The sequence below is a fragment of the Chryseobacterium culicis genome (genome assembly GCF_002979755.1).
GTDB classification, from domain to species: Bacteria; Bacteroidota; Bacteroidia; order Flavobacteriales; family Weeksellaceae; genus Chryseobacterium; species Chryseobacterium culicis_A.
On sequence record NZ_PCPP01000001.1, the window covers coordinates 2465062 to 2488895 of the forward strand.

A 23834-nucleotide genomic window follows, 5' to 3' on the forward strand; every position below is an offset into this window, starting at 1 on the left:
ATTCTTCATTTTATTTCATTCAGAATGACAAACACAAATAAATTTTAAATTAAATACATGACAACCCTACTCTACGATGGCAGTTTCGACGGACTTTTCACTGCGATATTTGAAGTTTTCGAATACCGTTATAAAGATGTAGAGATCACAAGTAGAGAAAGATTTCATCAGGAAAATATTTTTGCTGAGATCCATGAAGTTATTACCCAGACAGAAAAATCTGAAAGGGTTCTGAACAAACTGGAACAGAATATTGGAAAACAGGGCGTTTATAAACTTTTAAAAGTTTTTTTATCAGAAGAGTCTCATTTTGAAAACCTCATCTTGTCTGCGGTAAGACAATCTATGAAGCATCCGGAAGAAAATATCCTTGAAAATTTTGCTGATTCTGATATTTTGAAAATCTCTAAAATCGGGAAATCAGTAGACAGGGAAAGACATAGAATGACTGCATTTGTCCGTTTTGAAAAAATGCAGGATGGTGTTTTCTTCTCCAAAATAGATCCCGACTTCAATGTTCTTCCTTTGATCAGAAAACATTTTAAAGACCGATATCAGGATCAGAAATGGATGATCTATGATCTTCGAAGAAACTACGGAATTCTTTATGATTTGGAGAACTGTGATTTCTTTTACCCCGATGAGAAACTGGATTTCAATCAGTATCAGCAGAAATTTCATGATGAGGAAAAGAGTTATCAGGTACTTTGGCAACGCTATTTTACCAAAACAAATATTGTGGAACGAAAAAATATAAAGCTCCATATTCAGCATGTTCCGAAAAGATATTGGAAGTATCTGACTGAAAAATGGTAGTCTGAAATCCATATTGTGGATAACTTTTTATTTCAGCGAAAAAAGAGATAATTTTAAACTCTTTTTTGAAACATATCATTTAACCTATTAATTTTGTGGAAGATATAATTCACATTATTTGAAAACTCATATTGTGGATAACTTTTTACAGTTAACATACCGTTAACATTGAAAATATTTCAAAACAGTTTTTTCCTTAAAAACTAAGCCGATTAAGACATTTCTAAAAGAATAAGGAATACGAAAACCTTATGTAAATAAATGAAAACCCGTTATTTATATAATAAGAATTGAAATCAACATTTCAAATTTGTGGATAACTTTTACTTTTTAATCGTTCGCAATGCTTTTTTGACGATATACTGCGTTTCTTTTGTGGGACTTTCCCGAAGCCATTCGTCACAGATTTCCACCACGAACTCGGGTTGTGATTTACTTGCATCATTCAGCCAATTACCAACACTATCCTGCACATATCGGGAGGAATCGGATCGTAAAGGTTCTAAAATTTCCAGTCCTAGTCCCGGATTTTGTTTTAAAGAATCAATATGTTCACACCAAACACCTCTTGGTCTGGTAGATTCACTGGCGAAACGTCTCACATTTTCATTGTCATGCTGGGTCCATTCTGATAAAACAGATAAGCTTTCGACAAGATTTTTTGAAATATCCGGACGTACGGTCATCCAGCATATTTCCCTCACTCCAAAATGGGTATCAGAAGCAAACGGCTGGATTTTGTTTAATTTCTCTCTGAATGTCAAATTACTGTTTCTTCCAATCGTATAAGCAGCCCAGCATCGCACCAGGTCTGACGGATGGGTTGATAGCTTCAGCAGAAATTCTTCATCTTTATTATTTTCAGCCCAATGCAGCAAACTAATTCCAATGGTTTCATTAATGGTATTAACAGTTTGTTTTTTCAGCTGATCTACATTTTCTAAAATGGGTTTCAAATATTCTGTACGGTGATTCTGCTGAAGAAGATTTTCCAACAACAGCCTTTGATCTACTGCCAGCCATTCAGTAAGATTTGCGGTTTCAATTTCACCTTTGTTCAGCTGTTCTAAGATATCAGAGGGAATATCTTTGATGGAGCGGGCTCCTTTTCGTTTTTCCGTCATACTATTTAATGATTATCTTTACAAAAGTCTGAAAGTAAGCAGACAAAAACAATACCGCATATTTTTCTCCCCTGGGGATAAAAAAGTCAATTTTATGGAAATAAAGGAAAGAGCTGAAGAAAATAAAATCTGTCCGTTGGAAGTTGCTGTCAATACCATCAGCGGGAAATGGAAAATTCCTATTGTGTGGCAGATCAATGAAGGGAAAAAACGTCCCAGTGAATTTTTGCGTGGTATTGCAAAAGTGGACCGAAGAGTTCTTAATCAACAGCTGACTGAAATGGTGGAAGATGGTATTTTAACAAAGCAATCTTTTAATGAACTTCCTCCAAGAGTTGAATACACTCTTACGGAACTGGGAGAAAAATTAGTGAAAATCCTCTGGCAACTGAATGATTGGGGAAAACTTTTAATTCCGGAAAAAGGAAAGGTGTAAACAGGTTTTAAATCTTCATATTTTCAGAATCCTTATTGCCAGATATCTAAAAAAAAGATCTTTGTATCAACTAAAAACGCATGAAAAAAATTATCACTGGAATTACAGTATTTCTCTTTCTCACAGGCTGTACAAAAGAAAAACGATCAGACCGTTTACTGGCTGAACCGGATCATAACGAACATTTAATTGCTGAAAATTCTCTAAAGATTCATAAGGATAAAAATACCATCCGGGAAAGATTTTCTCCACCGGAAGGATATGAGTGGATAGACGAAAAATCAGATTCTTACGGATATTTTATTGAAAATTTTAAACTGAAACCTTATGGCAGTCAGATTCTGAAATATGATGGTACTCCTATTTCTACCCAGCATCTTCATGAAGCCGTTTTTGATATTGATACCGGAAATAAAGATCTCCAGCAATGTGCTGATGTGGCAATCCGGATGAGAGCTGAGTATCTTTATAAGGCAAAAAAATTTAACGAAATCAAGTTTCATTTTACCAGTGGTGATCTTCTCAGCTGGAACGATTATAAAAACGGAACAAGGGCTTTTGTCAGCGGAAATTCAGTCAGCTTTAGAAAAACAGCAGCTTTTGATGATTCTTATGAGAGTTTCAGGAATTACCTGGATCTTATTTTCAATTACGCAGGAACAATTTCATTAAACAAAGAAACAAAGCCTGTTACAAGAAATTCTGATCTGAAAACGGGAGATATTCTGATCACTCCAGGCAGTCCCGGACATATTGTTTTCATTACCGGAGTTTGCAAAAATCAAAAAGGGGAAAGATTGTATTTATTAAGTGAAGGATTTACCCCGGCTCAGTCGGTTCATGTGCTTTCTAATCCGTTTAATCCCTATTTTACGCCCTGGTACGATCTTGACATCCATGCTGTGGAAACAAAAACTGCACGATATTTTTTTAAACCTACAAACTTCAGAAGCTTTTAATAATTTATATTCAAAACTATTGGAAAGTTACTACGATAATCTGAACTTGTTTTTGTAAATTTGTGTTCGAAATTTTTTACTTGATGAAAGAGAGTGCTGTAAAAAAGATTGCAGTTCTTACTTCAGGGGGTGACTCTCCGGGTATGAATGCGGCATTAAGAGCGGTAGTAAGAACCGCCAATTACTATAATATCGAATGCTACGGAGTGAGAGAAGGCTACAACGGCCTTATCAACAATGATTTCCTGAAAATGGGAGCCCGTTCCGTAAAAAATATAATCAACCAGGGTGGAACGATTCTAAAATCTGCCAGATCCGCTGAGTTCAGAACAAAAGAAGGCCGTCAGAAAGCTTATGACAATTGTATAAAGCTTGGAATAGACGGATTGGTTTGTATTGGTGGAGACGGAACTTTCACCGGTGCAAAAATCTTTAATGAAGAATTCGGAATCAGAGTAATCGGTATCCCGGGAACAATCGACAACGATATTTTCGGAACAGATAACACCATCGGATACGATACTGCTTTGAATACTGCAATGGATGCCATTGATAAAATCCGTGACACCGCAACGTCTCACAACAGAGTTTTCTTTGTAGAAGTGATGGGTCGTGATGCAGGTTTTATTGCTTTAAACAGTGGATTGGCAACCGGAGCTCTGGATATTTTAATTCCTGAGAAAAAAGACAGTATTGATGAGCTTTTCGCGAAATTCAGAGATGCAGAAAAAACCGGAAAGGCATCAAGCATTGTGGTTGTAGCGGAAGGTGAAAAACTAGCCAATGTATATGAACTTGCTGAAAAAACAAAACTTACATTCCCTGATTATGACATTCGTGTAGCGATTTTGGGACATATGCAGAGAGGAGGTTCTCCAAGCTGTGCAGACAGAGTTTTGGCAAGCAGATTAGGCTACGGTGCTGTAACAGGATTAATGGAAGGACAAACGAATGTAATGGCCGGAATGCGTTCCAATGATCTGACGTATACGCCTATTGAAGAAGCCATTAAAAAACATAACGAAATCAATGAAGATCTTTTACTGATTTCAAAAATTTTAGCAATCTAATTATTTTTATAATCTAATAAAAACAAACTATTATGTCAACAATTAAAGTAGGTATCAACGGTTTTGGTAGAATTGGACGTCTTGTTTTCAGAGCAATGACTGAAAGAGACAACATTGAAGTTGTAGGAATCAATGACCTTATTAATGCAGAATACATGGCTTACATGTTAAAATATGACTCTGTACACGGTATTTTCCCAGGTGAAGTTTCTGTAGAAGGAAATGATCTTGTAGTAAACGGGAAAAGAATCAGAGTAACTGCTGAAAGAGATCCTAACAACCTAAAGTGGAATGAAATTGGTGCTGACTATATCGTAGAATCTACAGGTCTTTTCTTATCTAAAGATACGGCTCAGGCTCACATCAACGCTGGTGCAAAGAAAGTAATCCTTTCTGCTCCTTCTAAAGATGATACTCCAATGTTCGTAATGGGGGTAAACCACAAGGAACTTACTGATGATATCAAAATCTTATCAAACGCTTCTTGTACTACAAACTGTTTAGCTCCTTTAGCTAAAGTTATCCACGATAACTTCGGAATCGTTGAAGGTTTAATGACAACTGTACACGCTACAACAGCTACTCAGAAAACTGTTGATGGTCCTTCAGTAAAAGACTGGAGAGGTGGTAGAGCTGCTCTAAACAACATCATCCCTTCTTCTACAGGTGCTGCTAAAGCGGTAGGAAAAGTAATCCCTTCTTTGAACGGAAAATTAACAGGTATGTCTTTCAGAGTACCAACTGTTGACGTTTCTGTAGTAGATTTAACAGTGAGAATTGAAAAAGCTGCTTCTTATGAAGACATCTGTTCAGTAATCAAAGCTGCTTCTGAAGGTGAATTGAAAGGTATCCTAGGATATACTGAAGATGCTGTAGTATCTCAGGACTTCGTAGGAGATAAGAGAACTTCTATCTTCGACAAAGATGCTGGTATCATGCTTTCTCCAAACTTCGTGAAACTTGTTTCTTGGTATGACAACGAAATGGGTTACTCTAACAAGTTAGTAGATATGCTTGTACACGCTGCTTCTTTATAATGAGTAATAAGCAATGAGTAATATAAAACCTTCCCGATGGGAAGGTTTTTTTGTTTTATTTTTTAAATGGATTTTTATCTAAACGAAAAGAAATCCCAATAAACGGGTTAACACGATATTGTGATTCATTTAAATTATCATTGGTTACAGAGCTATCAATTGTTTGCCCTACAGAATAATTGGAATTAGGGATAGTCTGTTTATGAACACCAACACCTGCTGTCAAAATAATATTCTGACCTATTCCTATAGAAGGACCTACAAAAACAGCAATTTCTTCAAAATTAATTCCCAAACCTCCTGTAAATCCGTAAGAAATAGTATCCTGATAATCCATAAAATTAAACATAACTGTAGGCATAAGTTCCATAGTTTTATTACTTTGGACTTCAGTTACTTTTTGTAATCCGCTATCAGTCTGTGAAATAAATTTATTACGATTGGTATAAAAAATAGCATTGGCACCAAATGTTGTAGTCCACCTCCAATCAGTCTGAGTTTTTATCTTGTAAACTCTTTCTTTTGGATCCTTATCTGTGGTATTAACTGTAATTGTCAATTCTGTATTACGTTTAAAAGTAATCTCTCCAATTTTCTCTTCTGTACTGCTCTTCTGTAAACTATCTGATTTAGCTTTATCAATTTGTAACACCGGCTGCATAGTAGCGTCTTTCTTAAGTGAAATACTATAGCCTTTAGAATTTATTGCAAAAATATCATAATTATTTTTACTTGAATCTTTCTTAAAGTACTCAATAACTGTTTCAAATGATATTGCATCAGAATCAGTATTTATTATAATTTTTTTTTCTTTAATTGTGACTTGACCAAAAGCCAACCCTGAACAAAGCAGTGACAATAATAAATTTTTTGTTTTCATGATTATTTTTTTTTAGATTAATTCTTTAGTTAAAACTGTGAAAGCCATTTAAAAAAATTGAGCCTCCATGGTTATTAGTTTTATATAAAGCTACAATGGCTTAGTATTATATGAAATAACACAAAAGGGTACTTTTTCAATGTAAAAATCGAAGCCAATAAAAATATTACTAGATGTCTTAGCCTGATAAATCTCACCGGAAAACTTCAGCATAAAACTTGTACTTTTATAGGTAAAGGAATGAACATGATACAACCTCGATTTAAAGATGCTCCTCACTTCAGAAACTTTTGGGAAAGTGGGAACGGAAAACTCCTTATTGAATTTTCCGGAGCAGAGGTGAACTTTGAAAAGTTTGAAAAATTTGCACCCTATTTTCATCATGTGGATGAGATCGGTGATGAAGTAGTAAAAGAGGTTTATTTCACTAAAAAATTCCATGAGGCTTCCAGGGAAATTGAGCAATATATAAGAAATGGGGTTTCGGAAACAGATGCAGTGCCTGAAAGTGTAAAAAAGCTTTTTACCCAAACTCAAAAAGTTCCCGAATGGCTGGATTATAATTTACTCAAAAGTGGCGCTGAGCTGTGTATGAGAAGCAACCTCGATTCTTTGATCTCCCTGAGGGATTATTGTCTGATTGGCGGTTATGATTATGCTTACCTCAACAAGCCACTGATTGTCACAGAAGCATTGAAAAAAGGTGCTGTAAAGCGTCTTTCCGAAACGTTGGATTTCTGGGTGAATGCTACCCGCTACAATGCACTGGAAATTCATGCAAAAGGCTATGAGTTTGCCATAAAAACCCGTTTGATCCATTCCTACGCCAGACTTTCTGTTAAAAAACATTATAAAGACTGGGATACTGAAAACTGGGGAGAACCTATCAATTCGTGGGATATGATGGCAACCTATATCGGATTCAGTCTGGTCTTTCTTCATAGTCTTAAAAAATTGGGAAATCGTTTTTCTATTGAAGAGGAACAGGGAATTTTCCACCTTTGGAAATATGTAGGCTATCTTTTGGGAATTCCTGAACAGCTTCTTCCTGATGACAAGAAACAGGCTACAGAATATTTTTATTTATGGACCTCTGTTCAGCCGCCCTCGGATAAAGATTCTGTTCTGCTGGCTCATTCTCTGTTGAATGAATCTCTGGAAAATCCTATTTTAAAACTTGAATTCCAAAGAAAAAATTTGAGATACTTGCACATCTGCTGCACCTGGTTTCTGCTGGATGATGAAGTTTGTAAAAGATTACAAATCCCGGATGTTCCTTACAAAACCTTATTCCCAAAATCAAAAATACTTTTCAATAAAATATATGACAGTTTAGTAAGTCGTGATGCCAGAATCAAAAGAGGAAATAAAGATCAGATGAAAGTATTGGAAGATTATCTGAATATCACCAAAAATTCAAATTTCCATTAGGACAAGGTAGGAAGCTCGAAGATGGAAGCAGGAAACTTCTATCCGACGATCAATCTCTCTTAGTAAAAGTAAAAAACAGTAATAAAACGAAGTTTAATACATTTTATCGCCTTCGACAAATCTCTTCTTCCGGCTTCCAGCATCCTTCCGAATTGATGATTTTTATTTTTTTTCCACATTAATACCACCTTACCCATCTGCTTCGTAATGAATAAGATCAGTAGTAAAAATTTATTATTTTTTAACTCTAAAAACAGCTTTCAGAGATAAATAATATTAGCTTTTGATATTTAAATTATGTATTTTTGAGAAATTATTTTAATAGCGATGAGTAACATTGATGATAAGAAAAAAGCACTCGCTTTAGTGCTTGACAAGCTAGATAAAACATATGGAAAGGGAACAGTAATGACTTTAGGTGATGAATCTATCGACAATACAATAGAAGTAATTCCTTCCGGTTCTTTAGGATTAGATATTGCATTAGGTATAGGCGGATATCCAAAAGGAAGAATCATTGAAATATATGGTCCTGAATCTTCAGGTAAAACAACATTAACCCTTCATGCTATTGCTGAAGCTCAAAAAGCGGGTGGTATTGCTGCATTCATTGATGCAGAGCATGCTTTCGACAGAACTTATGCTGCGAAATTAGGAATTGATCTTGAAAACCTGATCATTTCTCAGCCTGACAATGGAGAACAAGCTTTAGAGATTGCAGATAACCTGATCCGTTCAGGAGCTATTGATATCGTTGTAATTGACTCTGTAGCTGCTCTTACCCCAAAAGCAGAAATCGAAGGTGAAATGGGAGATTCTAAAATGGGTCTTCACGCAAGATTGATGTCTCAGGCATTAAGAAAACTTACGGCTACGATTTCAAGAACTAAATGTACAGTGATCTTCATCAACCAGTTGAGAGAAAAGATTGGTGTAATGTTTGGAAATCCTGAAACAACTACCGGAGGTAATGCTCTTAAGTTCTATGCTTCTGTAAGAATTGATATCAGAAAAGCAAGTGCACCGATCAAACAAGGTGATGAAGCTATCGGTAGCCGTGTGAAAGTGAAGATTGTGAAAAATAAAGTAGCACCTCCTTTCAAACAGGCAGAATTTGATATCATGTATGGTGAAGGAGTTTCTAAAGTAGGTGAAATTCTTGATACTGCAGTAGATATGGGAATTGTAAAGAAAAGCGGTTCTTGGTTCAGTTATGAGGAATCTAAATTAGGACAAGGACGTGATGCTGTAAAAGATGTTTTAAAAGACAACCCTGAACTTTCCGAGGAATTGGAAAACAAGATTAAAGAAGAAATGAAAAATAAATAATTTTTCAGAAAATAATAGAAAAGGCAGTCTTAGGATTGCCTTTTTTGTTTTTAAATGATTCTGTTTTTTTAACGCAAAGCTTTCATTTGTATACTGTAATATTTTTAAGAGAGCAAAGACAGAATCAATTTCATTGATTCTTACTAAGCGAATGTATAATCACAAAGCTTAATCAAAGACAAAGTCGCAACTCTTTGCATCCCTGGAATAAACTTTCGAATCTCATAATTCCTTTGCGTTAAAATAATCTCTCAGTTTTTATAATAAAAAAGAGGTTATTCCGTAGAAACAACCTCTTGAATTTTATGTTTAAAAAAATTATTCAGCAATTTTACCTTGCAACTGAAGTGCTCCAGTCACTTTCATTCCTTTTGTAAGTGTTTCCAGTCTCATGTTTTCTTTATTCACAAAAGCATCAATGGTAAAGAAATCTTCATTTTCTTCATTCGTGATCAGCTTCAGTTTAAGAATATATCCTTTAACACTTCCATCATCAAGCAATGCTGTTTCCTTAAAGTCTACCAGCTGAGCAATAAAGTCAAAACATGCATAGTTAGGAAGATCCTGACTTGGTACATAGGTTGTGAAATCTTCACTCATTTTGGTCCCATCTGGTAAATCAGTGTTGGTATGAACATCAAGGATAAGAACAATTCCACTAACATTTACCTTCAGATGAGGCTGTGTCATGTATCTGTTTCTGTTTTCAGCATAATCCGTAGCAAAAAACCAAACTCCGAAAGTATCTCTTGCAGGACCTGCTACAATCGCCTGTAAATTCAAAGCATTTTCCCATTCTCTGATTGATCTCGTTTCAAAATCTAAAGTATAATCAGTTTTCACTTCCGGAACGATAATACTTAGCTCCTCCGTTAAAATAGTTTTAAATCTTACCCCTTCAAATTCCGTTTTGCTTTTAATATCAACTGACTGATTAGAAGACTCAGACTGCATTAGAACGGCATTCAGATACTGACCGTAATCTTTAGTCTGAAAATTCTGATGACCAAAAATTCCGCTCCATGTATTCATAAGATTATGAACATTTGATTTTCTGATGATAATTCCTGCTTCATTAGTCGTTTCAGGAGCTGCAACACCTTCTGTATGCTGGAAATAATTTCTGCCTTCAACCAACTGATGATTCATGATCTCATTATTTTCCTCGTGAGAAAACTCTGCAAAACCTTTATAAGTGACATTTTGGTTTTCAAAAATATATGGAAGTCCTGTTTTCGCTTTATCCGCTCCTGCAAAATGATAAGCAAGTGAGATTCCTTTGAACTCTCCTTCCTGGATTGCCGGAGTGTGATTCCCATTATTATCAAACTGAGAATGGTACAGGATCATATAAGATTTAATCTTTCCTTCCTGAAGCTCACTTTCAAATTTTTCTTCCATCTGTGTGATCGCCTGTTGTGGAGAAAGGGCATAGGCATCTTCAGTTACCATATAAGCAAATCCTTCTACCTCACCATTTTCTTTTTCAAAAGCTGAAAGAGGAGTATACTCACCTCTTAACTGAAGTGCAATAGAATAGACGATATAATCATTATAAACTCTGATTTTTTCATACTCTTCATTTACTTTCGGTTCTGTTACTGGCTGCAAAGTAATTTCCGGAATTGTTTCCGTCACCTCTTCTACTGTTTCCTCTACGATCTTTTCCTCTGGCATTTCCATTTCCTGAACCGGAGTACTCACATTTTCCTGACTGTTATTCTTTTTCTTAAAAAAATCAAAGATTCCCATACTGTTATTTATAATTGGCGGTAAATATAATAAAAGCGATCAACAGACTCATCATAAAAAAAATGCCATTGTGTCAGTTTCTTCTTTGTCTTTCTGGAATTTATTTTGAAATAAAAACCCCGGCGGAGCCAAAGGCTCCGCCGGGGTTTTTATTAATTAGGTTTATCATCTGTAAGCTCAAATCCCCAATCTTTTCCTTTTTGGGTGGCTGGAATACCTTTCGTCATCCAGACCGGAGCTTTAGCTCCTTTAAGATAATAATCAAAAAACTGCTGTTCCCGAATTTGGATATCTTTTCTGTTCTGACGTTTTATAAGGTTATGATCATCACCATTATAATTCAGAAGCCATACTGGTTTTCCGAGACGGCGTAATGCTGTAAACATTTCAATTCCCTGATACCAAGGTACTGCTCCATCTTTATCATTACTCATAATAACCACTGGAGTTTTTACTTTATCAATCGTAAAAAGTGGTGAATTTTTAATGTAAAGATCCGGTGCTTCCCATAAATTCTTTCCTAATCTGCTTTGAGATTTCTCATACTGAAACTGTCTGTTCATCCCTGAAGTCCATCGGATTCCTCCATATGCTGAAGTCATATTAACAACAGGAGCACCACTCCATGCTGCTGCATACATATTGGTATGAGCAATAAGATACGCTACCTGATAACCTCCCCAGCTTTGTCCCTGAATTCCAATTTTAGTAGCATCTACCCAGGAATTTTGCTTCAACTTTTCAACTCCGGAATTAATATATTCCATTGCAGATTCTCCTGGAAATCCGTCTGTATAAGAAATATCAGGAGTGAAAACTAGATAACCGTTGCTCACAAAATAAGAAATATTTAATCTTGAAGGTGTCGGAGCTGGTGCCACATAACGGTTTAAGTTATCCGAAAGCTTCTCATAGAAATAAACAATCATAGGATACTTTTTATTCGGATTGAAATCTTCTGGTTTGTATAAAATTCCCGTGGAAGTATTTCCTTTTGGAGTCGTCCAGTTTACCAATTCATCTGTTCCCCAGTTATACAGGTTTTGCTGCGGATTTGTATTGCTCAGTTTTTGCTGTTCTGAAAAATCTGATGTCGCAAAAATGTTTGGAGAATCCGTATAAGATTCTTTTACTAAAATATATTCTTCAGCATTTTTTGCTTTCTGAAGACTTCTGTACCCCCATACGTTTTCCATCTGAATTTTTACAGGATCAGAATTCGACTGAATAGAAGTTTTGAAAATTCCGTTCGCCTTGGATGTATTATCAAATGCAGATAAATAGATTGACGATTTTCTGTTCAAACTTTTAATATCTTTATCTAAGACGTATGTTTCAAATGTTATTTTATGTTTACGTCCAAAACCATTGGTCATATTTCTCGGTTTTTTGGAACCATTCAGAAAGAACTCCCAAAGGTCATAACGGTCTTTGATAATCACAGATTCATCTTTATCTGTCCAGGATGCAATACCATAAGAACTTGGAAAGTCCGGCATATCAAATTCTTCATCAACGAAAGAAACAGGTAATCCTGAATTCAACGGAAGTGTTTGTTTTGTTTTCACATTGTAGCTCAGCCACTTCCCTTTTTCTCTGTCAAAAATCACTACAAAATTCCCAAGCGGAGATACTGCAACCGATCCATCCAGATTCTTAATGACTTCTGTTCTTTCCCCTGTTTTGTTATCGATCAGGAAATAGGTTTTCTTGATTGATCCTTCCCATTGTGAAGAAATACGGTTATTGATACTGGTGATACCCAGCGCAAATTCAGCATTTCCTTCGTTTACCAACCTTAAAGTATCTAAGTCTTCACCATCAATATTTCTAAAGAAATCCGGTTTTTCCGTTTGCATTACTGCAGCGTAAGATTTCTTCAGATCATTTTTCAATTCTTTTAACTGTACCGTTTGCAGATAGTCATCTCTATAATTCCAGATATCTACTACAGCGTGGTCGTTTGCAATCATCGCCGTATCTTTTGCGATAGGCTTTGGACTCACCCCAAAATAAAGTTGTTTTCCGTTTTTACTGAAAATAAGCGAACGATTTTCAGAAATCACCCACCCTTTTTTCATGTTTGTATTTTCATTGGTGACAATTTCTTTTTTGTTTCCTTTAAAATTAAAGTAATACAACTGATATGATTTCACCAAATCATTCTGTGCTGAAGAAGTTCCTACATAAGCCAATTGATTTCCTTCTTCGTCAAAAGCCAATTGTGAAAAATCACCTTCCATTTCAGAAATTGTATGGACTGTTCCTTTCTGCAGATCCACTACCTGTACGGTTTGAAGTGCATATTTCTTTGGTTTGGATTTGTCAGTGTCCTTTTTATCTGCAGATTTTTCATCTTCCGAATCCTTACCTTCTTTTTTATCTTTTTTAGGTTTCTCTTCCGGTTTTTTAGTCACAAAAGCAAGCTGCTTCCCATTTTCACTGAACTCGTAGCGTACTACATTATCGTAGGTTGTACTTTTTCCATCCAAAAGATTTCGTACAACCAGCTGCAATGGCTTTACATTCTTATCTTCATCCTTATTTTCGTCTCCATCTTCTTTATCAGAAGCGTCATCCGAAGATTTATCTTTTGTATTTTCAAGAAGATAAGCAACGTAAGAACCTGCTTTTTCAGGAACTTTAAAAGATTTTACATTAGGAATTTTCTCCGTTTTATCATTAAAAAAATCAACGATGGCAAGACTGTCTTTCGTTAATTTATTTTTTTTAAGCTTTTTATCTTTTACCGCTTTTATATCTTTATACTGGGGACGGATTTGAAAAACAGCAAACCTGGAATCATTTGTAAAATCCACTTTTGTGGCTCTTGCAAACTTCTTTGAGGTTTTATTTTTAACGGAATATAAAGAAAGGTTAGAATTTCCTTCCTGAGCATCCACAGAGTAAGCAACCCATTTTCCATCATTTGAGATTTTTCTCGAGCCAATATTTTGCCAGCTGTCATAAACAGAATGGTCTAAAGGCTTTTTCTGCGCATACATCCAGGAGGTCATGATGAGCAGAATAAAAACTGTACATTTCAACTTCATATTTAAAATATTTTAAGAATTAAAAATAAGATATTTCTTCGACAAATTCACATGATGAACCCATTTCAGGCTAAAAAAATGTCATTCTGTCACATTCCTCATGGTGGTATTTTTTTTGAGAAGTATGTGGAATAATTAAAATATAAAATATGATGACTAAAGGAAATATTAATGTATCTGTGGAAAACATTTTCCCACTTATTAAAAAGTTTCTTTACAGTGACCACGAAATATTCTTGAGAGAATTAATCTCTAATGCGACTGATGCTACTTTAAAATTAAAACATTTAACAAGCATTGGGGAAGCAAAAGTGGAATATGGAAATCCAAAACTTGAAGTTAAAATTGATAAAGAGCAGAAAACATTACGCATTATCGATCAAGGTATTGGGATGACCAATGAGGAAGTTGAAAAATACATCAATCAGGTTGCGTTTTCAGGAGCTGAAGAGTTTTTGGAAAAATATAAAGATTCTGCAAAAGATTCAGGGATTATCGGACATTTTGGTCTTGGATTCTACTCTGCTTTCATGGTAGCTGAGAAGGTGGAAATCCTTACAAAATCTTATAAAGATGAACCTGCAGTACGTTGGATCTGCGATGGAAGCCCGGAATTCACTCTTGAAGAAACTACTGATAAAACTGACAGAGGAACAGAAATCATTCTTCACATCGCTGAAGATTCTGTAGAGTTTTTAGAAGAAGGAAAGATCCGTGAACTGTTATTAAAGTATAATAAATTCATGCCTGTTCCAATTAAATTCGGAACAAAAACACATACACTTCCTTTACCAGAAGGTTCTCCGGAGGATGCTGTAGCTGAAACGGAAGAGGTAGACAATATCATCAACAATCCGGTACCCGCATGGACAATTGCTCCCAATGAACTGACCAACGAGGATTATATGAAATTCTACCACGAGCTGTATCCAATGCAGTTTGAGGAGCCATTATTCAACATCCACCTGAATGTTGATTATCCTTTCAACCTTACAGGAGTTCTGTTCTTCCCGAAACTGAGCAATAATTTAAATATTGACAAGGATAAAATTCAATTATACCAAAACCAGGTATTCGTAACGGACGAAGTAAAAGGAATTGTTCCGGACTTCCTGATGCTTCTGAGAGGAGTAATTGATTCTCCGGATATTCCATTGAATGTATCGCGTTCTTATCTACAGGCAGATGGTGCCGTAAAGAAAATTTCATCTTATATCACGAAAAAAGTTGCCGACAAAATGGCTTCTTTAATCAACGAAAACCGTGAAGACTACGAGCAAAAATGGAATGATATTAAAGTCGTTATCGAGTACGGAATTGTTACGGAAGAGAAATTTGCTGAAAAAGCAGACAAATTCACATTATATCCTACAACAGATGGAAAATACTTCCTTTGGGATGAATTGGTAGAGAAAATAAAGCCTATACAAACAGACAAAGACAATAAACTGGTTGTACTGTATGCAACTAATGCTGATGAACAGCACAGCTATATTCAGTCTGCGAGAGATAAAGGGTATGAAGTTCTGTTATTGGACTCTCCTATCATTTCACACGTGATTCAAAAACTGGAAACTTCAAAAGAAAATATTTCATTTGCAAGAGTAGATGCTGATCATGTTAATAATTTGATCAAAAAAGACGAGCCGGTAATTTCAAAATTGAACGAAACTGAAAAAGAATCTTTGAAAAAGAATGTAGAAGAGGCTATTCAGGATTCTAAATTTACGGTTCAGCTTGAAGATCTTGACAGTAATGATGCTCCGTTCACTATTACCCAGCCAGAATTTATGAGAAGAATGAAAGAAATGCAGGCAACAGGCGGAGGAGGAATGTTCGGAATGGGAGGCTTCCCGGAGATGTATAATCTTGTGGTGAACTCCAACAGTGAACTTTCTAATCAGATTTTAAAAACGGAGAATGCTGAGGAGAAAGAAAGTCTGATCAAATATGCGCTGGATCTTGCCAAACTTTCACAAAATTTACTGAAAGGAAAAGACCTGACAGATTTTATACAGAGAAGCTATAAGCAACTTGAAAAATAATACACAAGAGACTGTTTCATTTTGAAGCAGTCTTTTTTTATCTTTTTAAACCATAAAAGTCACAAAAGATCCTGGGCATTTAAGGTTTTTGAAAATCTTAAATTTCCACAGATGTTTGTGGAGAGTTTTTTTTGGAAACGCAAAGACGCTATTTTTTTTTATGGATTGTGTTTTAAGGCGCAAGGATTTTATCTCCGATAAAATTGTATCCCGCTAAATCATGATCCATTATTCTTGCTGGAAAATCTTTGATTTTCTTGCGTCTTCAAACAGTATAAAAATAGAAATCCTTGCGCCTTTGCGTTTTCCCAACGATTTCAAACAATCTAAAAATCGTACACGATTAATCCAAATAAGATTAATATTATAAAGCTTTTCTGCCTTTTCTATTCGCTTTCATTGCTTTGCTCTACATTTTTTCTGTTTTCTATTGTATAGATTCTGCTTTTTTGCCATTTTTGTATAAAATGTCGGTCATGCAAAAAGAAAAATTACGTCTCATCAGAAAGCAAAAAGGCTACACTCAACAACAGGTAGCTGACTTCATCGCAACGGATGTATCGAATTATAGCAGAAAAGAAAGCGGTGATGTAAGAATTGTAAAAGATGAATGGGACAAACTTGCCCGTTTTCTGGATGTACCGTTTGAGGACATTTATGAAGAGGATGAACCTGCAATAGTTATCAATAATGATCATCCCGTATTTAATGACAGATCATCTTCTGCAGGAGTTATTACTAACCAGAATAATTATGATAATATTCCGGGAGCTATCATTGAAAATCTACAGAACTATATTGCTCTATTAAAAGAGGAAAATGAAAGGCTGAAAGATGAACTGAAAGGTCTTCCAAACGGTAAAAAATAATTCAGTTTGAAACTGTAAAAATATAGATGTCACTCATATTAAGTTATGGAGTGACATTTTTTTTTGGATACAGATTATAATTGGAGTATTTTTTCTCTGACGCAAAGGATGAATGATTCAACTGTTTTATTTCAGGAGGCAAAGAGCTCCGACTTTGTCGTTGATGAAGTTGTATGGTAATGCGTTCGCTTAGAAAATCAATTTTATTGATTATTCCTTTGCTCCCTTAAAATAGTAAAGAAAACAAATGAAAAGCTTTGCGTTAAAAAATTCTTTGATTTAAATCCTTTGAAATTTACAATTCAGTCAATGGATCCCAGAATAGTTTTTTAAAATTTTTTATTCTAAAATTTTCAATAATGATTCCTTCTGCTTCCAGTTTAGGCTGAAATTCCGGGACAGATAATACTCCTGAGCTGGAAATCACACGATGAGCAGGTACATCTTTCGGGCATCCACCCATTGCTTTTCCTACATGTCTGGAATGATTTGGATAGCCAACAGCCTTTGCTATGGCTCCATAAGTAGACACTCTTCCTTTTGGAATAAGTCTTGCCACTTCGTAAACCTGTTGTTTAAAAATTTCTTCCATAGCTGAATATTCTCTTTTTGCATCATTTTTGAACTCTACCAAGTTCAATGATGTTTCATTAAAAGATAAAGATATGAAAAAATCATTTTTCAGGCTGCTGAATGCCGTTAATAAAAAAGTTCTTCCGAAGCTGAGTAAGAAAGATCCTAATCATCTGACTAAGATTGAAAAGGGAATTCTGGCGTATCGTTATTTTGTGCTGGTGAATTCTTTGGATTGATTTTTCTGGATTTGTGTGAATGTTTTTCCCGCAGATGACACAGATTTTCACAGATTTTGGTCTTGAATTTTGGGAAACGCAAAGACACTATTTTTTATATACTATGGGCTTTAAGGCGCAAGGATTTTATCTTCGATAAAATTTTGGACTGTTAAATCTATACAGAATCCTTGCTGAAAATCTTTGATTTTCTTGCGCCTTAAAAATATCCACATACTTAGGAACTCTTTGCGCCTTTGCGTTTTCCAACAAAATTACACTTACTTATGGTAATAAAAAAAGCGCTCCAAATAAATTGAAGCGCTGATATTGTAATCTCTGATGAGATGTTTATTCTTAAGCGTTTTCTAAGATATAAGAGAACATTAATGGTGCACAGATTGTTGCATCACTTTCAACGATAAACTTCGGTGTAGTGATATCAAGCTTACCCCAGGTAATTTTCTCATTGGGAACAGCCCCAGAATAGGAACCGTAAGATGTTGTAGAATCAGAAATCTGGCAGAAATAAGACCAGAAAGGAATGTCATGCATTTCCATATCCTGATACAACATTGGAACTACACAAATTGGGAAATCTCCTGCAATACCTCCACCAATCTGGAAGAATCCAACTCCTTTTCCTGCAGAGTTTTTAGTATACCAGTCCGCAAGATAAGTCATATATTCAATTCCTGATTTCATTGTAGTTGCTGTAAGCTCTCCTTTGATACAGTAAGAAGCGAAGATGTTCCCCATTGTAGAATCTTCCCATCCCGGAACTACGATTGGTAAGTTGGCTTCTGCAGCAGCAATCATCCAAGAATTTTCTCTAGGAATTTCATAGTACTGCTCCAATACTCCTGAAAGGATCATTTTGTACATGAATTCGTGCGGGAAATATCTTTCTCCTTTAGCTTCTGCATCTTTCCAAATCTCCACGATATGTTTTTGTAATCTTCTGAAAGCTTCTTCTTCAGGAATACATGTATCAGTAACTCTATTTAAACCTCTTTCTAAAAGATCCCACTCATCCTGAGCCGTTAAATCTCTGTAATGAGGAACTCTTTCATAGTGAGAGTGTGCCACAAGGTTCATTAAATCTTCTTCAAGATTCGCCCCTGTACAAGAGATAAAATCTACTTTCCCCTGACGGATCATTTCTGCAAGAATTTTACCCAATTCAGCAGTAGACATTGCTCCAGCTAAAGTGATCATCATTTTCCCGCCATCTTTAAGATGGGCAACATACCCTTTAGATGCATCCACCAATGCAGCTGCATTGAAGTGCAGGTAATATTTCTCTATAAATTCAGAAATTGGTTTGCTCATTTTTTTAATTTTTGCAAAGATAAAACTTAAAAACGGAATGCAGTCAAAGCACTTGAAGAAAGTATCATAGAGAAGTATTTTTTTATCATTTGTTAAATGAGGAAGGTATAAGTTGTTGGAAAACGCAAGGACGCAAAGGATTTTAAAGCTTTATGAATATTTAAGGTACAGAAAAATCTAAGATTTTCAGCAAGGGAAAGTATCATTTTCTCACAGATCACACAGGTTTTTATATGATCTGCAAAATCAACATGAGATAAATTATACAGTATAAAATTTTATCTTCGATAAAATCCTTGTGCCTTAAAACACTCTGTATTTAAAAAATTTGCAGCCTTGCGTTTTCCAACACATTACTATAAAAAAGCGCAGCCCAAAATGAGCCACGCTTTCATTAACAATCAACTTAATAATATTCAACAAAGGGTTATCCTTCCCAGGTTTCCACTTTCAGAATCTCGATTTTCCTTTCTCCGTCTCTGAAAGGCCAGTCTATCACATCTCCTACTTTATATCCAACGACTGCCAGGGCAATATCCGAAAGTATAGAATGTTTATTCTTTTTTAGCTTTTGTTTGGTAGAAGGCACAAATATATATTCATGCTCAAAATCTAATGTATGGTCTTTTAAGGTTACTTTTCTGTCAACGGTTACAATATCAGCAGGAAGATCTCTTCTCAAAACCTGTTTTGCCTTTCTAAGTTCTTCCGTTAATCTCTTTTCTTCTTCGATGCTCACTTTTTTCCTTCTGAGTGTATCTTTTATAGCATCATAAATTCCAGTGGTTACAATAATATGATTGGACATTTTCTTCAATTTTTAAAATTAAATGCAGTTATTCCCTGATGATCCAATGTAGAATCCAGGTGTAGAACAGCCTTCTTCTATAGAAAACTGCAAAAAAGTAGTACATAAAATCCGAATTGATTCCCTGTCTTGGATCCTGACAGGGCTTATATGATGAAGTCCTTAGAACTTTTCAGAAAAGAATCTGTGTGAAGATAAAGTAAAGACAGCAGCAATCCTGACCGGCGGCGTTCTGCAGATAAAAAAATTGTTGCTGTCATTATCAATTATTATTAACTCTAACAAAGATACTGCTTAAAAACGGAATGTGGCGGCTGCACTTAAAGAAACTCTGTGCAAACCTTCTTTTTGATCACCATCAAATTTATAAGTGACTCCGTTATACTTCATTTTATTCAGGGTTCCACCACTTAAACCTACCTTTGGGCCAATCAGAAAATTCTTGCTTACCTGATACTGATACCCAAGATCCACTTCTGCTCCGAAAGTAGTTCCTGTACCTTTTACACCTCCTGTTTTTGTGGTATAAGACATTACTCCCAACGCTACATCTGCAAATATTTTATGTCTTGTAGCCAAATGATTATTTGAAATAAGCCCGGAGAAACCGAAAAATGTAATATTATCCTTTGTCGTTACAGGAACAGACACGGGCATCCCATTTACATAACCAAGCAGAAATCCGTCACTGGATGCACTGTAATTAGAATATTTTAATCCGAATGCAAGACCATTTTTCACTTCATAATGGGCTGTAATATCAAAGTTTAATCCATTTTTCAGATCTTTTACATATTCTTTTTCTTCTTTACTAAGTCCGGAAATTGTTTTTGCAGTTCTCCATGCGTACCCAACGGAAGGTCTGATGGAAAATTTCTGAGCGAAAGACATAATGGAGATTGAGAATACTCCAACTAAGATTAATTTTTTGATCATGGTTTTAAAAGTTTCCGCAAAAATAAGGCTTTCTGTGAGAGAAACAAGTTAAAACCTGAAGCGTCTGTTTTCTTTTTTATCTGAAAGTTTTTTCTTGCCATCCAGCCTTTTTTGTTTCTGCGCTTTTGAGGGTTTTGTTGCCGTTCTTTTTTTGGGAACGATGAGTGCTTTGTTTACGATTTCAATTATTTTTTCAATGGCTTTATTTTTATTCATCAGCTGGGTTCTGCTTTCGGAAACCGTCAGGAATAAAAAACCTTCAATATTGATTCTGTTTTTAAGTATATTATGAATCAGTAATTTTTCATCTTCACTGAAAACTTCTGATGCATCTACTTTCCAAAGCACGGTAACAGCAGTTTCCACTTTGTTGACATTCTGTCCTCCTGCACCACTGCTGCGGGAAGTTTTGAAACTGAATTCTTTTGAAAAGTCTTTCATCTTTTTGTGACTAGAGATTTATGTTTATGCTTTTATACAGTTCCATTCTGTTTACTTTCCCGTTAGCGGTTCTCGGAATTTCACTGATGAAAATAATTTCTTTTGGTTTGTGAAAATTTTTATCAAAAGGGATTTCCATCACTTTTTTTATCACCTCATCGGATTTATTTCCTTCTATAATCAATATCAGTTTCTGACCCAAACTTTCATCAGGCAAACCAATAAACACCGCTTCATTCGGAAGTTCTTTTTTCACCAATGTCTCCAGTGTTTCTGGGAAAATTTTTGCTCCTCCTGAGTTAATCACATTGTCAATTCTCCCAAGGAATTTAAACTGTTTTTCATTTCTAATATCAACTAAATCATTAGTTTGCAGTTCATCAGCATTTACATTGGGAGCAAAAATCTTCAGGCAACCTCTGTCGTCTAAAGAAATAGACACATTTTCAAAAACAGTGAAATAGTCTTCCTGATCCGGCATCAATTGTTTTAAACCAATATGGGAAAGGGTTTCAGACATTCCATAAGTTTCAAAAATACGATTTGAAGGACTAAGATTCATTTGCAGGATTTTACTTTTCAGGCTTTCTGAGACGGCAGCACCCCCAATGATCAGGTTTTTAATCAGATGAAGCTTTTCCAGAGAGTTTTCTACCTGAAGAGGTGTCATGGCACAAAAGTCTATTTCTTCATCCAGATTTTCCACAGGTTTTAAAGAGGGTTCAGCAATTTTTAATTTTAATTTTCTTTCTATGGAACGGACAATCATCATTTTTCCTGAGATGTATTCTACAGGCAGACAGAGTAATGCAGCATCTCCTTCCTTTAATCCCAGAAAATTACAGGTCATTACTGCGGAATTGATCATTTTCTTTTTCTCAATTTTAAAAATTTTCGGAACTCCGGTAGAACCTGAAGTCTGAACATTTACTTTTGTTTTTTCTGAAAACCATTCTTCCAGAAAAATTTTCACTTTCTTTTCAAATTCCGTATCGAATGATAATTTATTAGTATTGAGATTATTGAAGTCTATCAGCATATTTTCTGTAAATAAATTCTACAGTAAATTTAAAAAAAAAATCAAAAAGTTCTTGTATATAAAGAAAAAAGCTGTAAATTTGCACCACCAAAACAAAACAGACCTATAGTGTAACGGTAACACTCCGGTTTTTGGTACCGTCATTCGGGGTTCGAATCCCTGTGGGTCTACAAACCACTCTTTTTTAAGAGTGGTTTTTGTTTTTTGTTCTCTTTTGAAAAATAAAAAAGGGAAATACTGAATCCGTCACAAAAGTTGTGGCCCCGGCAAAAAGCTGAGTTCATCTGAATAGAAAAAATGTTCTGTTCTTTACAGATTAGAATTAAGACGAATGTTCATCCAAGTTAAATAGATTTGATCCTTTTAGATTTGAATTACATATATGGCAACTAAGTATTAAATTATAAAAACTTAGAGCCAGATAAAGATAGGTGGCTTTATCAAAAAAATGATCAAATTCAAATCTGGTTCCTTATTTCAAATCACTCCCCAATAAAAATATATAGCTGCGATTACAATAGCCACGAGTCTATTTATCGTGAATTGATTATTAATTCACACCGTCTTATCTCTGTTAAAAATACGTGTTACTGCAACTACGGAATAGCGAGGTCAAAAAACTTTTATAAGGACCAAAAAACAATGAAATTTGCACTCTAAAGAATGTGAATGATCATTGGAATCAAAAAAATACCAAGAAAACAGTATAGAAAAAAATGTAAAAGAATGTAGTTGATTTAAAATAAACTACAAAAAAACATTGCGAAATATATGTTTTCTAAGTTGTAACCATATTGATAATTCACTAATTGACAGTACGATAAAAGAGGGCGAAAATCAATAATTACTCAAGAGAAATAGAATTCTATTTAACTACAATAAGTCTATCAGGAACAACCTTTCCCTCAAATCATCAATTTTATAAAAACTAATTTCCAATAATAATGAAAGTACCATTAAAAACAATATTTAGCTGGTTTGAAAAGGGGGATATACCCACAGAAAATCAGTTTCAGCAGACCTTTTCTTCCTTCCGTCATTTAGATGAAAATATCAAGATGGATGAGGTAACGGGTTTAAATGAAACTTTTCAAAAAACGGTATCCAGCACAACTTTTACCAATCATCTGCAAGATGAAAGCGCACACAATTTAGTGCTCGCAAGACTTAATGCATCCAATCTTACTGCTAGAAATGTAGAAGAATGGAAAGAAAAATTAAAGATCAAACTAGCAGCCACTATAGACGATGGTGAAGAGACCGGAAATGTCTATACAAAGGAGCAAATCGAGGAAATTGTAAATATACTTCAGGCAAAAGATAATGAAATGCTTGAGCTGACTACAAAAATCAACGAAATACTAACTTCGAATGATGATAATCTTGATAAGCTTCAGAAAATCGTAGACTACATCAAAGAAAACAGGGAGCAGATAGAATTGCTTAAAGGTTCAGGAGCAAATTCTTCCTTTGGAGGGATTTTAAGGCCTACTGATCATATTTTTGTTAAGCCTGGATCAGCAAAATGGTTTTGGGCAGGGAATGGAGTTTACGAAAATGCATCAGGAGTTAAGATTGAAAATTTCGGAATAATTTCCTATGACGGTTTAGTTTGGTCTGTTCTGGAGGTTAATATGCCTGGAGGTGGAACAGATGGTTTTATTGATTTAACACAAGAAGATTAAA

Annotated in this window: 21 protein-coding genes and 1 tRNA gene; 12 read left to right on the top strand and 10 right to left on the bottom strand. The window is 35.1% G+C overall.

What is annotated here, in order from left to right; translation table 11 throughout:
- The first annotated feature begins 57 nt into the window (after window positions 1–57).
- Window positions 58–816, top strand: a complete 759-nt coding sequence (locus tag CQ022_RS11220) for a TIGR03915 family putative DNA repair protein (protein WP_105681469.1) — start codon at window positions 58–60, stop codon at window positions 814–816.
- Between the two features lie 323 nt (window positions 817–1139).
- Here the strand turns inward: CQ022_RS11220 and CQ022_RS11225 are convergent, their stop codons facing one another.
- Complete coding sequence (locus CQ022_RS11225; protein ID WP_105681470.1) at window positions 1140–1940, bottom strand: DNA alkylation repair protein; 801 nt, start codon at window positions 1938–1940, stop codon at window positions 1140–1142.
- 94 nt (window positions 1941–2034) lie between these two features.
- Between CQ022_RS11225 and CQ022_RS11230 the strand changes: the two genes are divergently transcribed.
- From CQ022_RS11230 to gap, 4 genes are all read left to right on the top strand, one after another.
- Window positions 2035–2376 (top strand): winged helix-turn-helix transcriptional regulator, encoded by a 342-nt coding sequence (locus CQ022_RS11230; RefSeq protein WP_105681471.1) that lies wholly within the window; start codon window positions 2035–2037, stop codon window positions 2374–2376.
- An 80-nt stretch (window positions 2377–2456) separates the two neighbouring features.
- On the top strand, window positions 2457–3335 hold the full coding sequence (locus CQ022_RS11235) for a DUF4846 domain-containing protein (RefSeq protein ID WP_105681472.1): 879 nt from the start codon (window positions 2457–2459) through the stop codon (window positions 3333–3335).
- A gap of 83 nt (window positions 3336–3418) precedes the next feature.
- The gene (gene pfkA, locus CQ022_RS11240; protein WP_105681473.1) at window positions 3419–4405 is read left to right on the top strand and encodes a 6-phosphofructokinase; all 987 of its coding nucleotides are present in this window, start codon (window positions 3419–3421) and stop codon (window positions 4403–4405) included.
- Between the two features lie 32 nt (window positions 4406–4437).
- Entirely contained in the window at window positions 4438–5442 is a 1005-nt protein-coding gene (gene gap, locus CQ022_RS11245) for a type I glyceraldehyde-3-phosphate dehydrogenase (protein WP_047386314.1), read from the top strand.
- Between the two features lie 55 nt (window positions 5443–5497).
- Here gap and CQ022_RS11250 read toward each other — a convergent pair whose 3' ends face one another.
- Complete coding sequence (locus CQ022_RS11250; protein WP_105681474.1) at window positions 5498–6322, bottom strand: hypothetical protein; 825 nt, start codon at window positions 6320–6322, stop codon at window positions 5498–5500.
- A gap of 246 nt (window positions 6323–6568) precedes the next feature.
- Here CQ022_RS11250 and CQ022_RS11255 point away from each other — a divergent pair, with 246 nt between their 5' ends.
- Together CQ022_RS11255 and recA are read left to right on the top strand one after the other, a co-directional pair.
- Window positions 6569–7753: an oxygenase MpaB family protein gene (locus tag CQ022_RS11255; RefSeq protein WP_228421536.1), complete on the top strand. Its 1185-nt coding sequence runs from the start codon at window positions 6569–6571 to the stop codon at window positions 7751–7753.
- Between the two features lie 327 nt (window positions 7754–8080).
- Window positions 8081–9082, top strand: coding sequence for a recombinase RecA (recA, locus tag CQ022_RS11260; protein WP_105681476.1), 1002 nt, complete (start codon window positions 8081–8083; stop codon window positions 9080–9082).
- Between the two features lie 318 nt (window positions 9083–9400).
- Here recA and CQ022_RS11265 read toward each other — a convergent pair whose 3' ends face one another.
- Complete coding sequence (locus CQ022_RS11265) at window positions 9401–10834, bottom strand: hypothetical protein (RefSeq protein ID WP_105681477.1); 1434 nt, start codon at window positions 10832–10834, stop codon at window positions 9401–9403.
- A 152-nt stretch (window positions 10835–10986) separates the two neighbouring features.
- Complete coding sequence (locus CQ022_RS11270) at window positions 10987–13887, bottom strand: alpha/beta hydrolase family protein (RefSeq protein ID WP_105681478.1); 2901 nt, start codon at window positions 13885–13887, stop codon at window positions 10987–10989.
- A gap of 152 nt (window positions 13888–14039) precedes the next feature.
- On the opposite strand from CQ022_RS11270, the gene htpG reads away from it, so the two are divergent.
- Together htpG and CQ022_RS11280 are read left to right on the top strand one after the other, a co-directional pair.
- Window positions 14040–15932 (top strand): molecular chaperone HtpG, encoded by a 1893-nt coding sequence (gene htpG / locus CQ022_RS11275; RefSeq protein WP_105681479.1) that lies wholly within the window; start codon window positions 14040–14042, stop codon window positions 15930–15932.
- Window positions 15933–16408: 476 nt separating this feature from the next.
- Complete coding sequence (locus CQ022_RS11280; protein ID WP_105681480.1) at window positions 16409–16801, top strand: helix-turn-helix transcriptional regulator; 393 nt, start codon at window positions 16409–16411, stop codon at window positions 16799–16801.
- A gap of 295 nt (window positions 16802–17096) precedes the next feature.
- On the opposite strand, the gene CQ022_RS11285 is transcribed toward CQ022_RS11280, so the two are convergent.
- A complete protein-coding gene (locus CQ022_RS11285) occupies window positions 17097–17393 on the bottom strand; it encodes an MGMT family protein (RefSeq protein WP_105681816.1) in 297 nt (98 codons plus the stop codon).
- 73 nt (window positions 17394–17466) lie between these two features.
- On the opposite strand from CQ022_RS11285, the gene CQ022_RS22965 reads away from it, so the two are divergent.
- Window positions 17467–17613, top strand: a complete 147-nt coding sequence (locus CQ022_RS22965; RefSeq protein ID WP_165791608.1) for a hypothetical protein — start codon at window positions 17467–17469, stop codon at window positions 17611–17613.
- Window positions 17614–17949: 336 nt separating this feature from the next.
- Here the strand turns inward: CQ022_RS22965 and CQ022_RS11295 are convergent, their stop codons facing one another.
- The 5 genes from CQ022_RS11295 to CQ022_RS11315 all read right to left on the bottom strand — a co-directional run bounded on the left by CQ022_RS11295 (window position 17950) and on the right by CQ022_RS11315 (window position 22148).
- A complete protein-coding gene (locus tag CQ022_RS11295) occupies window positions 17950–18924 on the bottom strand; it encodes a deoxyhypusine synthase family protein (protein WP_105681482.1) in 975 nt (324 codons plus the stop codon).
- Window positions 18925–19351: 427 nt separating this feature from the next.
- On the bottom strand, window positions 19352–19732 hold the full coding sequence (locus CQ022_RS11300; RefSeq protein WP_105681483.1) for a GreA/GreB family elongation factor: 381 nt from the start codon (window positions 19730–19732) through the stop codon (window positions 19352–19354).
- 294 nt (window positions 19733–20026) lie between these two features.
- Window positions 20027–20668, bottom strand: a complete 642-nt coding sequence (locus tag CQ022_RS11305) for a hypothetical protein (RefSeq protein ID WP_105681484.1) — start codon at window positions 20666–20668, stop codon at window positions 20027–20029.
- A gap of 48 nt (window positions 20669–20716) precedes the next feature.
- Complete coding sequence (arfB, locus tag CQ022_RS11310; RefSeq protein ID WP_105681485.1) at window positions 20717–21109, bottom strand: alternative ribosome rescue aminoacyl-tRNA hydrolase ArfB; 393 nt, start codon at window positions 21107–21109, stop codon at window positions 20717–20719.
- 10 nt (window positions 21110–21119) lie between these two features.
- Window positions 21120–22148 (bottom strand): AMP-binding protein, encoded by a 1029-nt coding sequence (locus CQ022_RS11315; RefSeq protein WP_105681486.1) that lies wholly within the window; start codon window positions 22146–22148, stop codon window positions 21120–21122.
- Window positions 22149–22247: 99 nt separating this feature from the next.
- On the opposite strand from CQ022_RS11315, the gene CQ022_RS11320 reads away from it, so the two are divergent.
- Both CQ022_RS11320 and CQ022_RS11325 read left to right on the top strand, forming a co-directional pair.
- Window positions 22248–22318 (top strand) — tRNA-Gln (locus CQ022_RS11320).
- A 774-nt stretch (window positions 22319–23092) separates the two neighbouring features.
- Window positions 23093–23833 (top strand): hypothetical protein, encoded by a 741-nt coding sequence (locus CQ022_RS11325; protein ID WP_105681487.1) that lies wholly within the window; start codon window positions 23093–23095, stop codon window positions 23831–23833.
- Window position 23834: the final 1 nt, after the last annotated feature.